8 protein-coding genes are annotated in these 12,803 nt (G+C 59.6%); 5 read left to right on the forward strand and 3 right to left on the reverse strand.

Annotated features, from left to right (window positions below; translation table 11 throughout):
- Nucleotides 1–161 precede the first annotated feature (161 nt).
- Complete coding sequence (locus FOY56_RS16550) at nt 162–3,974, reverse strand: efflux RND transporter permease subunit (protein WP_146346975.1); 3,813 nt, start codon at nt 3,972–3,974, stop codon at nt 162–164.
- On the reverse strand, nt 3,971–5,218 hold the full coding sequence (locus FOY56_RS16555) for an efflux RND transporter periplasmic adaptor subunit (RefSeq protein ID WP_146346976.1): 1,248 nt from the start codon (nt 5,216–5,218) through the stop codon (nt 3,971–3,973). Before FOY56_RS16555 ends, FOY56_RS16550 begins: the two co-directional genes overlap by 4 nt.
- A gap of 246 nt (nt 5,219–5,464) precedes the next feature.
- Here FOY56_RS16555 and FOY56_RS16560 point away from each other — a divergent pair, with 246 nt between their 5' ends.
- The 5 genes from FOY56_RS16560 (at nt 5,465) to FOY56_RS16580 (ending at nt 10,902) form a co-directional block, all read left to right on the forward strand.
- The gene (locus FOY56_RS16560) at nt 5,465–6,139 is read left to right on the forward strand and encodes a tetratricopeptide repeat protein (protein WP_146346977.1); all 675 of its coding nucleotides are present in this window, start codon (nt 5,465–5,467) and stop codon (nt 6,137–6,139) included.
- 55 nt (nt 6,140–6,194) lie between these two features.
- Entirely contained in the window at nt 6,195–7,526 is a 1,332-nt protein-coding gene (locus FOY56_RS16565; protein WP_146346978.1) for a PQQ-like beta-propeller repeat protein, read from the forward strand.
- A 51-nt stretch (nt 7,527–7,577) separates the two neighbouring features.
- Nucleotides 7,578–9,050: a ribosome biogenesis GTPase Der gene (der, locus tag FOY56_RS16570; RefSeq protein WP_146346979.1), complete on the forward strand. Its 1,473-nt coding sequence runs from the start codon at nt 7,578–7,580 to the stop codon at nt 9,048–9,050.
- Between the two features lie 123 nt (nt 9,051–9,173).
- Nucleotides 9,174–10,169 (forward strand): fatty acid desaturase, encoded by a 996-nt coding sequence (locus FOY56_RS16575; RefSeq protein WP_146346980.1) that lies wholly within the window; start codon nt 9,174–9,176, stop codon nt 10,167–10,169.
- A 103-nt stretch (nt 10,170–10,272) separates the two neighbouring features.
- Nucleotides 10,273–10,902, forward strand: coding sequence for a helix-hairpin-helix domain-containing protein (locus FOY56_RS16580; RefSeq protein WP_186766363.1), 630 nt, complete (start codon nt 10,273–10,275; stop codon nt 10,900–10,902).
- Between the two features lie 132 nt (nt 10,903–11,034).
- Here the strand turns inward: FOY56_RS16580 and serS are convergent, their stop codons facing one another.
- On the reverse strand, nt 11,035–12,327 hold the full coding sequence (gene serS, locus FOY56_RS16585) for a serine--tRNA ligase (protein WP_146346982.1): 1,293 nt from the start codon (nt 12,325–12,327) through the stop codon (nt 11,035–11,037).
- Between the last annotated feature and the right edge of the window lie 476 nt (nt 12,328–12,803).

Genomic DNA, 12,803 nt, shown 5'->3' on the forward strand with positions numbered 1-12,803 from the left:
GCTTGTTCGGGCGACAACAATTTGCTGTTGCCGGGCGGTTTACATCCATTTCGTGAACAGTAAAGCCCGCTTAACCCGTTGTTTAGGATCTCTGGCGAAACAATGACGATCTGGCCGGTTTCGACAAGAGCGCGGGCGCAGCGAAAAAACTGGGTACCGAATCACTCGGCGGCCCGCAAAGGTTTGGTCGAAACCCGGTGCGGTTCTGCATCTTGCGGGCTTTTGACCAGTTTCGGTTCTGACATGTCATCCCAGATAATCTCGGTCGTTTTTGTTTTGCGCGCAGCTCGGTTCAGGCGCATGTCGCGCGCGATCCGGCTGGAGCGTCCTGCAGTTATGCGGGCAATGCCACGACCGAACAGGCGGATATAGGTTGTCACCCAGACCCGGATCGCAAGGAACGACGGGGTCACGATCAGCGTCAGCACCGTTGCGATCCCCAGACCGAAAACCACCGCCGTTGCCAGCTGTTTCCACCACAGCGCTGTCGGACTGTCGATGGAATAGCCGCCGCCGATGAAATCAAAGCTGAGTCCGAACATCATCGGGGTCAGGCCCGCCATCGTGGTGATCGTGGTCAGCAGAACCGGGCGAATCCGGGCCTCGGCAGTGCGCACGATGGCCTCGATCCGGGGCATATACTGGCTGAACTCCTGATAGGTGTCGATCAGGACAATGTTGTTGTTCACCACGATTCCCGCCAAGGCCACGATGCCGGTTCCGGTCATGATGATCGAAAACGGCTGTTGCATGACCATCATCCCGATCAGAACACCGGTGGTCGACAGGATGACCGCGAGCAACACCAGAATCGAGTTATAGAAACTGTTGAACTGGGTCAGCAGGATGATGAACATCAGGCCCAGGGCGCCAAGAAACGCGTTCTGCAGGAAGGCGCCGGATTCGGCCTGTTCTTCCTGATCGCCGGTCCACTCCCAGTTGACGGTATTGGCGAATGGGGAGGTGTTCAGCCATTCGGTCAGAACCGCGATCCGTTCGGTTGGATTGACCGGAACCGCACGCACATTGCCGGTGTCCAGCGCATCGCGCAGCGCGCCGATCGTTTCGGCCCCGTCCAGCGTGACGTGATCATAACGTGTGTCGTCGGGGCCTTCGACCAGTTCGCCCATGGGAGCCATGCCCTGGCCGAGTGTGTGGGCTGTGGCCAAGGTGATGTCGTCGCCCGTGTCCGCATCAGCGGCGACCAGCTTGACCATGCCGGCAACGACGTCGGCTTTGACATCGAAATACCGTTCCTGATCGACCCGGCTGATCGAGGCCAGTTTCTTAACCGGTTTGCGGGTGATGAAGTTTGACAGCGGCACCAGGCCGTCCTGAGTGCGAACCTTGAGCGTGTCGAGCGTTGACAGCACCCGGTATTTCTCGGGCAGGCGCACACGGATCTCGATCTCGTCATCGCTGCTTTCCACGCGCATCGTGTCCAGCAGGATACCACGGGTCACAAGCTGGACCATGGCACCAACGGTGGCGACATCTGCGCCGAACCGACCTGCTTTTTCGACATCAACGTCGATCTGCCAGTCGATGCCGGGCAGGGGCAGGGTGTCTTCGATCTTGATCAGGCCCGGGACGGTTTCAAAATGTTCGCGCGCGGTGTTGGCGGCGGCCGTCAGGTCATCCCAGTTGTCGCCCTTGATCCGCAGATGCACCGGTTTGCCCTGACCGGGGCCTTGTTCCAGAGGCTCGATCTCGGCGATGAAGCCGGGGAGTTTGGCCAGCTCGGCATTCAGTTCGGCGATGACATTGGTGCCGTCGAAATCGGCAGCGGTGACCTGCCGGGTGAAGCGCCCGTTGAACCAGGTCTCGGTCTGGGTCGGGCGATCTTCCCACGGGATCATTTCGAACTGGACCTGACCGACGGTGTCGGCAGGCGACTGGCCGCCACCGGGGCCGCCGGTGTCCAGCCCACCTTCGCCTGCGAAGGCAAAGACGTTGATAACCGCGGGGTGTGCGGCGATGATGTTTTCCGTGGCCATGACCATGGCGTCGGTTTCGATCAGCGACAGGTTGCCCCGGGCGCGGACATAGGCAGTGGCCTGTTCGGGTTCCGATTCAACGAAAAATTCGACGCCTTTGGAATTTGCAGGGAACAGAACGGTGGCAATATAGATCACCCCGGCAAACACTGCCGCGATGGTCACCACGGGCATTACCGGGTTACCGGCTATGGTCCAGATCACCCAACCGAATGGTGTGTGGCCTTTGGATGTTTTGACCTTGCGCGGGGCGCGCTCAAGTCGCGCTGCAGTCAGGGTGACCGACCCGGCAAATGCGCCGAGCAGGAAAATGACGGCTCCGGCGATCGATCCGACGGCGGCCGGAACGGCTGCGGCCGCTGGAATCAGGTAGAACGGGTTCAAAATCTGCATCGCACCAAGGAACATCAGGTACAGCGACGGCGGAACCAGAACGGCGCGTACAACCCAAGGCAGGCGCGCGCGCAACACGTCAGAGATTGATCCGAACACGCGGCTGATCCGACCCGTGACGCCGCCCATGACCGGAAGATAAATCAGAGCCACGACCAGTGAGGCGGACAGCACGAAGATCAGCGTGACCGGCAGCATGCCCATGAATTCACCCGGGACACCCGGCCAGAACAGCATCGGCAGGAAGGCGCATAAAGTTGTCGCGGTGGACGACACGATGGGCCAGAACATCCGCTGGGCTGCTTCGACATAGGCGTGCATCGGGCCGATGCCTTCGGCGATGCGTTTGTCGGCATATTCGACGACCACAATGGCGCCGTCGACCAGCATCCCCACTGCAAGGATCAAACCGAACATGACGATGTTGGAAATGCTGACCCCCATCAGGGCGAGGAAGGCAAAGCACAACAGGAATGACGTTGGAATCGCAAAGCCCACAAGCAATGCGGCGCGGCTGCCCAAGGCGGCCAGAACCACGATCATGACCAGCGCTACAGCCGTCAGAACCGATCCTTCCAGCTGGCTGACCATCGACCCCACGACGCGGCTCTGGTCGTTTGACGTACCGACCTGAATGGCCGACTGCAGTTCGGGCGGCCATTTCATCTGCGCATCCGCGACAACGGTTTTGACCTCGGCGACAGTGTCGATCAGGTTGTAGCCCTTGCGCTTGACCACCTGCAACGCGACCGTGTTGATCCCGTCAAAGCGTGCCGTGCCAGCGCGGTCTTCAAAGGTGTAATTGATCTCGGCCAGCTCACCCAGTGTCACCACGCGGTCGCCGTTTGTCTTGACTGGCAGGCGATAGACATCGCTTACATCGTTGAACGATCCCGGGATTTTGACCGAGAACGTGCCTTGCGCCGTCTCGACCTCGCCTGCTGCGATCAGCTGGTTGTTGTTTTGTACCACGTTGATCAGTTCGGCAGCGGTGACGTTATAGGATTCCAGCCGCAGCGGATCGATGGTGACTTCGACCATCTCGTCGCGGTTGCCGGCGATTCCAGCCTCAAGCACGGCGTCCAGAGATTCGATATCGTCCTGCAGGTCTTTCGCGATGCGGGCCATTGTGCGTTCAGGCACGTCGCCGGTCAGGTTAACGATGACAATCGGGAATTCGGAAAAGTTGATTTCCGAGATCGTGTACTGGTCGGCGCCATCGGGGAATTCGGCCTGGGCCGAGTTCATCGCGTCGCGGACATCGGCGATGGTTGCGCTTTTGTCCCAGCCAAATTCGAACTCCATCAGCACGCTGGCGTGGTTTTCGGCAGCGGTGGCTGTCATCGAATCGAGCCCGTCGACATCAACGAGCTCTTTTTCCATCGGTTTGACCAGCAGGCTTTCGGAGTCTTCTGCCGAGATGCCGGGGAACTGGACCGAGATATAGAGCATTGGGATGTCGATATCCGGTTCGCCCTCTTTCGGCAGGTTGGCATAGGCAAACCCGCCGATGATCAGCGACAGCGCGATGAACGCCATGACCATCCGCGCGTGTTGTGCGGCCCATGCGACCATGCCGGTCATTGCGCGGCCTCCCGATAGGTCGGCGTGACATGAACGCCATCAATCACGAAATCCTGACCCACGACGATGACATCCGCCGTTTCGGGCAGGCCGCCGATCCAGACGCCATCGATATCATCGCGCAGCAGGCGGACCGGGTGGAACTTGACCAGATTACCCGATGCCACGGCGCGAATGCCCAACTGACCATCATTGTTCAGGGTCAGTGCGGATTGCGGAACTTTGTGGGCTTTGATGCCCTCGGCCCCAATCGCGATGGTCGCGGTCTGGCCATCGCGGATCGCCAGGTCTGTGTTTTCCACCGTGACTTCGACCAGAAAGGTGCGCGTGGTCGGGTCGGCGGATCGGCTGAGGAAGGTCACCCGCCCCTGAACCCGAAGGCCGGTGGCCAGTTCAGCCCCGGCTATCGCGCCGACTTGCACGCGGTTCACTTCGGTTTCGGGCACGTATCCAACGACCTTGATCGGGTCGAGCTGCAGGATCTCGGCGCACAGGCCACCGGCTTGCAGAAGGCTGCCGATTTCGGCGGTGTCGGATTCGAGCAGACCTTCGAATGGGGCCATAATGGTCAGGCGTTCGATTTCGCGCTGGGCAGCGGCGAACTTGGCCTGTGCTGATTCGATTCCGGCCTGGGCAGATTCAAGGCCGGCCTTTGCCGATTCAACACCGGCTTCGGCGGCGCGCACTGCAGCGGCGGCCCCGGCTTTGCTTGTTTCGGATGTGTATCCACCGGCGGCAAGCTTTTCAGCGGCGTTCCAGTTGATCTGCGCCTCTTCCAGACGGGCCCGCGCCGTTTCGAGGTTGGCATCGGATTCGGGGACATGACTGCGCGCTTCGGCCAGCATGGCGTGGGCTTCGGCCAACGATGCCTCGCGGGTGCCCGGGTCAAGCTGGCACAGAACCTCGCCCTTTTCGATGTACCGCCCCTTGCGTAGGGGCTCGGAGTTCACAATGGCGCTGGTTTCAGACCGGACCTGAACCCGGCGGGACGCCTGTGTATCACCGCGCAGGATCACAGCGCTGTCGATCGGGGTTGCCACCGACCGGATCGCCACAACGCCAACCGCGTTGCTGGCGGCTTCGACCACGTCCGGAGCGTCGTCCTGTTCTACGGCGTCCTCTTGCGGGGCGGTTTCGGCGGCACCGGCACCCCGTGCATAGGCGAGAACGGTATCCCGTTCAAAAACGGCCAGATACAGACCGGCGGTCACCAGAAGGGCAGTGATGAACGGAACCAAACGCATTGGGCGCCTTTCCAAATTAGTTGTGCGCTAAACTTGTCGACTACTGGTGAGATGGGTTTTTGACCCTGCGGTGTCCAGACTAAACTGACCAGTTTAGATTATTTTTTTGGCAAAAGCGGTCAGCGGAACGCTTTTTGTGCGGCCTGCGCTACTTGGCTTGTCGCCGGATGCGGGGTAATAGAAGGAAATTCGTCCGGATTGGGCGGGAAAGGACCCGCCTGAAAGCGGGGCGCATCGGGGGCAGGCATGAGCGATACCGACAGTTTCATCGAAGAGGTGACCGAAGAGGTCCGCCGCGACCGGATGTTCGTCATCCTCAAACGCTATGGCTGGATCGCCGTTGTGGTCATTATCGCCATCGTCGGGGCCGCCGCATACAACGAATATCGCAAGGCCAGTCAGACGGCGGCGGCGGAAAAGCTGGGCGATGATATCATCGCGTCTTTGGCTGCCAACGATCCCGCCGGACGGGCGGTGGCCTTGAGTGACGTCGAACCCGGAACCCCCGGGGGCGCGGCCATTCTGGATTTTCTGACGGCGTCGGCGCTGGCCAACTCTGATCAGACCGATCAGGCGGTCACCAAGCTTGAAGCCATCGCGACAAACGGCGACCTGCCGCGGATCTATCGTGATATCGCGACGTTCAAGGCGCTGACGCTGCAGTCTGACAGCCTTCCGGCGGCGGATCGCCGCCTACAGTTCGAAGCTCTGGCACAGCCCGGTGCACCGTTGCGCCTGCTGTCGGAAGAGCAGTTGGCGTTGATCGACGTTGCCGAAGGTGCGACCGAGGCGGCGCTGGACCGCCTGCAATCAATCATTTTGGATGCGGAAACCGATACGACTTTGCGCCAGCGCGCAAGCCAGTTGATCGTCGCGCTGGGCGGAACGCCCGAGACCCTTCCAAGTTTTGAGCAGGGCTGACCGTCATAACAGGTCGAATTCGGGAAACCGGGGTAACAAGGACAGGCACTTACAGATGAATGCAGCGTTTTCCTTTTCCCGTATCGGGTCGGCGTGCCTTGGCGGCGTTCTGTTGCTTTTGATGGCATGCGACGAGCCTGAAAACATCTTGCCCGGCGTGCGCGAAGACATCCGCCCTGCCGAACAGAGCAAGGATAGCGCTGTTGTCGAAAACACCAGCCGGTCTATCAGCCTGGGCGGTCAGACCGCGAACAAAGACTGGCCGCAATCGTTTGGCACTCAGACCTATCGGGTGTCGCACGCGGCGCTTGGCAGCTCTGTTCAGCGCATCTGGTCGACGCAGATCGGGCAGGGCGACTCGCGTCGTCAGCGCATTACGGCCTCTCCGGTTGTTGGCGGCGGGCTGATCTATACGCTGGATTCGGCAGCGCAAGTGTCGGGCGTAACCCCGGCAGGCGCCGTGTCATGGAGTGTCGATCTGACCCCGACTTCGGACAAGCAGGAAGACGCGACCGGTGGCGGATTGGCGTATCACAACGGGGTTCTTTACGTGTCGTCCGGGTTTGGCCTGCTGACAGCGTTGGATGCCGCCAATGGTCAGATCCGCTGGCAACAGGAACTGGACGCAACCGGATCGGGCCAACCTGTGGTGCGTGATGGTTTGCTGTATCTTGTCGCCGGAGATGACACCGGGTGGACAATCCATACAGACGATGGCCGGATTGCCTGGCAGATCACCGGCACGCCGAGCGTCGGAAACGTTTTGGGCGCGCCTGCACCTGCTTTGACATCTGATCTTGCGATCTTTGCCTTCGGGTCGGGCGATTTGACCGCGACGTTCCGCAAGGGTGGCTTGCGCCGTTGGACGGCATCGGTCGCCGGCCAGAGAACAGGTCGCGCGGCGGCCTTGATCGGGGATGTCACGGGCAGCCCGGTCATCAGCGGCAATCGCTTGTTTGCGGGCAATCATTCGGGCCGCACCGTCGCGTTCGATACCATCAGTGGCGAGCGGATCTGGACTTTGAAAGAAGGGGCCCTGGGCCCGGTCTGGCCTGCGGGTGACAGTATCTTTCTGGTCAGCGACCGCAATCAGTTGATCCGCGCATCATCCAGTGATGGCACCCCGATATGGGCCGTCGACCTGCCGGGCTTGCTGGATGACAGATCCAAGAAACGCGGTCCGATCTATGTGCATTATGGGCCGATTCTGGCAGGTGGACGTATCGTTGTGGCATCAAATGACGGCTATCTGAGGTTCTTCAAACCTGAGGATGGCACGCTGATCAGCACCACCGAGATCCCCAATGGCGCGTCGTCCCCGCCGGTTGTGGCTGGCCAGACGCTGTATGTCGTCGGATCCAAGGGACAACTGCACGCTTTCCGTTGACAGCACGATAGGGTATAGGGCGCTTTCCCTGACGTCTGAAAGCCTGAGTTCATGTCCTTCACCCTTGCTATCGTGGGTCGCCCGAATGTGGGCAAGTCCACATTGTTCAATCGCCTTGTTGGCAAACGACTGGCTTTGGTCGATGACCAGCCGGGCGTGACGCGCGACTTGCGCGAAGGCGATGCGCGTCTGGGCGATCTGCGGTTCACCGTGATCGATACCGCAGGTCTGGAAGACGTGACGGATGACAGCCTGCAGGGTCGGATGCGTCGTTTGACAGAACGCGCGGTCGATATGGCAGATATCTGCCTGTTCATGATCGATGCCCGTACCGGGGTGACGCCGACAGACGAGATGTTTGCCGACATTCTGCGCAAACGCTCGGCCCATGTTCTGTTGGCGGCAAACAAGGCCGAAGGCTCGGCTGCTGATGCCGGGGTGATCGAGGCGTTTTCGCTGGGCTTGGGCGAACCGATCCGCCTGAGTGCTGAGCATGGCGAAGGTCTGAACGACCTGTATTCGCAGCTGATGCCGATTGCCGATGAAATGGCCGAACAGGCGGATCAGGACACGCCTGAAACGGATGTTGATATTGACGAGGACGACGAAGACGGCGAATTGCCCGACACGCCAGTGCCAACCCGGGAAAAACCACTGCAAGTGGCAGTCGTTGGCCGCCCCAATGCGGGCAAGTCGACCCTGATCAACAAGATCCTTGGCGAAGACCGCCTGTTGACCGGTCCCGAAGCAGGAATCACGCGCGATGCCATCAGCCTGCAAATAGACTGGGAAGGCACCCCGATGCGGATCTTCGACACCGCCGGGATGCGCAAGAAGGCGAAAGTTCAAGAAAAGCTTGAAAAGCTGTCGGTCAGCGACGGGCTGCGGGCTGTAAAGTTCGCCGAGGTTGTTGTGGTTTTGCTGGATGCCGAAATCCCGTTTGAGCAGCAGGATCTGCGGATTGCCGATCTGGCCGAGCGTGAGGGTCGTGCGGTCGTGGTGGCGGTCAACAAGTGGGATGTCGAGCCCGAGAAGCAGCAGAAATTGCGAGACCTGAAGGAATCGTTCGAACGGCTGTTGCCGCAGTTGCGGGGCGCGCCATTGGTGACTGTGTCGGCCAAGACGGGTCGGGGCCTTGATCGCTTGCACGATGCAATCCTGCGCGCCTATGACGTCTGGAACCGCCGGGTGACCACGGCTCAGCTGAACCGCTGGCTGATGGGCATGCTGGAACAGCATCCGCCCCCCGCGCCACAGGGCAAGCGGATCAAGCTGCGGTACATGACACAAGTGAAGACACGGCCACCGGGCTTTGTGGTGATGTGTTCGCACCCGGACAAGATGCCTGAAAGCTATAGCCGGTATCTGGTGAACGGGCTGCGCGAAGATTTCGACATGCCCGGATCGCCGATCCGTCTGACGTTGCGCGGGCAGGGCGACAAGAACCCCTATAAGTCGAAGAAAAAGGCCTCGCCATCTCGATTGCGCAAACACCTGAAGGGCAAGGCCGGTCCGCACGGCTGACAATTGCTCATTTTGCGCAATTGTAACAGCGGCCTGCATTTTCTGCGTGCGGGGTTGAACGATTTCTGGCTAAGTTCTATCTGGAAGAAAGACGTCCGAGACTGACCTGACGGGGAAGTGGCAATGGATCTCAGAGCTTATACGCGGCAATACGCCAAGCAAGACAACCGGCTAGCTTCTTTAAGCTTTTTCGGAACGTTTGCTGTGTACTTCACGACATTGTATCTTGCGATCGCATATGTCGATCAGTGGTATATCATGATCCCGGCAGGGTTCATCTTTGCGGTCAGCGCTGTGCGCCTGTACGTCTTGCAACATGATTGCGGGCATCATTCCCTGTTTGAAACCCGCCGGCAGAATGAACTGGCCGGCCATGTGCTGTCGCCATTCACCTATGCGCCGTTCGAAGTGATGAAGCAGAATCACAACATGCATCATTCCGGCATCGGCAACCTTGAGCACCGCGAAACCGGCGAGATTCACACCATGACCCTGCGGGAATGGAATGAGGCCGGGTTTGGCCAGCGCCTGTTCTATCGCCTGTATCGCAACCCGTTCGTGCTGATTCCGCTGGGGGCCCTGTTCACCTATTTCATCCGCTATCGCTGGCCCAAGAACACAACGCGGTTCGGGGCAAGGGGCGTGATTTTGCACAACCTGACGATCGTGCTGTTCATGGGCGTGCTGTATATGCTGGCCGGCTGGACCGGACTGGCCGTGTTCTTTGGGTTCAGTTTACTGGGGGGGATGCTGGGTGTGTTCCTTGTTTATCTTCAGCATAACTTTGAAGACACCTATTGGGATCGTCGCCCGGACCTGGATCCGCAGATTGCGGCGCTTCAGGGGTCATCCTGTCTGGACTTCGGGCATTGGTTCGATCTGGCTGTGGCCTGCATCACTCTGCACGACATCCACCACTTTAACGCCCGCATCCCCAGCTATCGGCTGCGCGCCTGTCATTACAATATGCCCGAGGAATATGCGCTGCGCCGCATAAAGTTTCCTGAGGCGGTGGCCGCGCTTAAGCTCAAGCTTTGGGATGAAGAGCAAAAGCGCCTTGTTCCGTTTCCGAAATCGCGCCCTTCGGGCCGGGATCACGGGGCAGAGATGACCGCCTGACGCCTGACGGTTTGGGCGGGGTTGGAATTTCGTGTTTTTTTTGTATATACGTTTACCCAGCGAGGCCTGAAATGGCCAAAGGATTATGGAAAACGAGGATACAATGACCGAACTGACCGACATTCACGGGATCGGGCCTGCCATGGCAAAGGCGCTTGAGGCCAATGGGTTTACCAGCGCCGAAAGCATTGCCGCCGCAAGCCCCGCCGAATTGTTGGCCGTTTCGGGCGTTGGGGCGGCAACCGCGCCCCGGTTGATTGCAGCAGCCAAGAAAATGGCTGCGCCTGCGGCACCTAAACCCAAAGCACAGCCCAAACCCAAAGCGCAGGCCAGACCAAAGCCCAAAGCACAGCCCAAAGCGCAGGCCAGACCAAAGCCCAAAGCTGCAGCGAAACCCAAGCCCAAAGCGCCCGCCAAACCGAAACCGGTTGCCGAAGAGGTGAACGATGTTTTGACACGGGCAGCTGAACAGGCCGCCGAAGCGGAAGAAGCGTTGAAGGCGGCTGCGGCAAAGGCGATCAAAAAGGCCAAGGTCAAGGAAAAGGCCGCCAAGGCCAAGAAGAAGGCCAAAGAGTTGAGCGAAAAGTTCACCTCGGCGAAGAAGACTGCGAAGAAGAAGGCCGAGAAAGTCCTGGAAAAGGAAAAGGCCAAACTGTCCAAGAAAAAGGACAAGAAGGCTGGCAAGAAGGCTGACAAAAAGTCCGGCTCGGGCAAAAAGTCCAAGAAGAAGTGACTGGACGCCCGCCTGTCGCGTACCTTGAGCGCAGCAGGTCGGCCCCGTTATAGGTCGTCAGCCGTCTCGTTTGGCCGTGACCCGAAGCAGGTCCAAAAGAAAAGCGCCCCGACCTGCGGGGCGCTTTTGTGTTCAGATCAATGTGCCGTCTGCGCCAAGCGTTGTCTTCCCGCCCAGGTAAGGCGCCAGAACCTCGGGCAGGGTCACCGACCCGTCGGCGTTTTGCCCGTTCTCAAGGACCGCGATCAAACACCGACCAACGGCAAGGCCCGATCCATTCAGGGTGTGCACGAATTCCGGCTTGCCGCCGCCTTCGGGACGGAAGCGGGCATTCATGCGACGCGCCTGAAAGTCGCCGGTCGTCGATACGCTGGAAATTTCGCGATAGGCGTTCTGCCCCGGCAGCCAGGCTTCGATGTCAAAGGTCCGGCGTGCGCCGAAGCCCATATCACCGGTGCACAGGACAACCGTGCGATAGGGAATGCCAAGACGTTCAAGCAGATCTTCGGCGCAGCGCAGCATCCGCTTTTGTTCATTGTCGCTGTCGTCGGGGTGCGTGACCGATACCATTTCGACCTTTTCGAACTGGTGCTGGCGCAACATGCCGGACGTGTCTTTGCCAGCGCTGCCTGCTTCGGACCGGAAACACAGCGTGTGTGCGGTCATCCGGATCGGCAGGGCAGTGGGTTCAAGAACGTCTCCGGCAACCGAATACGTCAGCGGAACTTCTGACGTGGGGACCAGCCACCAGCCATTTGTGGTCTGATAGCTGTCTTCGCCGAACTTGGGCAGTTTGTCGGTGCCATACATCGCTTCATCGCGCACCAGAACCGGGGTCTGTGTTTCGGTCAGCCCGTTTTCGTCGACATGGGTGTCGATCATGAACTGGGCCAGAGCGCGGTGAATACGGGCCACCGCCCCGCGTAGGATGACAAAGCGCGATCCCGAGATCTTGGCAGCCGTCTGGAAATCCATGCCGGGGATAACGCCGGGGATGTCGAAATGCTCTTTGGCATCGAAGTCGAGCGTCGCGGGTGTCCCCCAGCGGGTCACTTCGACATTGTCCTCTTCATCCGCGCCGTCCGGAACATCGTCCGCCGGAAGGTTGGGGATGCGCGCCAGCATGTCGGTCAGCTTTGCATCAAGGTCCTTGGCTTCGGTCTGCATCAGCGCAACCTGTGCCTTTTTGTCGGCCACTTCAGCACGCAAACGGTCGAATGCGTCAGTGTCGCCTTGTGCCTTGGCTGCGCCAATCGCCTTGGCCGCCTTATTCTGGTCTGCCTGTGCGGTTTCGGCTTCCAGGATCTTGGCCCGGCGCGCCTCATCTACCGATAACAGGTCAGACGACATCGGAGCATCGCCTCGGCGGGCAAGGGCTGCGTCGAACGCATCGGGGTTGTCACGGATCCAGCGGATATCATGCATGGGGCCTGTCCTTGGTGATTCAAACTGGCCGCGTTATGCCCGATGCGCGTGCCAAGGGCTAGCGTCACCCGTTATCAGTGTCGGGCAGGGCAGGGGGGCTACCCCATATCAAAGGGCGGCAGGTGCGAGCACCAGTAGGTGTATATAGTAAGATGGCCCTCGATTGGCGGAGATCGTGATGGCCCCCGACTCGATCCAGCCAAAAACGGGGGGGCAAACGACGATTCTGATCCGGATTCGGGTCGGGGATGGTGCGATTACAGGGGTGATTCCGGTGATTCCGAGGGGTGAGTCAGGCGTTTCAACGTCGACAGACCGCCAAAATCGGGTCGAAGGCAAATGAATCAGCAGTCGAAACGCCTTAAAAATATACCCTTTCAGAGGTTCGTGAAGTTTTCTTGTCGTTTCTTGTAAAAAGCGCTTGCGGGTATTTGGGTTAAACCTTAGAACCCACTTCACCGGCGGCGCTGAGGCGC

This window comes from Falsiphaeobacter marinintestinus (assembly GCF_007923355.1).
GTDB lineage: Bacteria > Pseudomonadota > Alphaproteobacteria > Rhodobacterales > Rhodobacteraceae > Phaeobacter_A > Phaeobacter_A marinintestinus.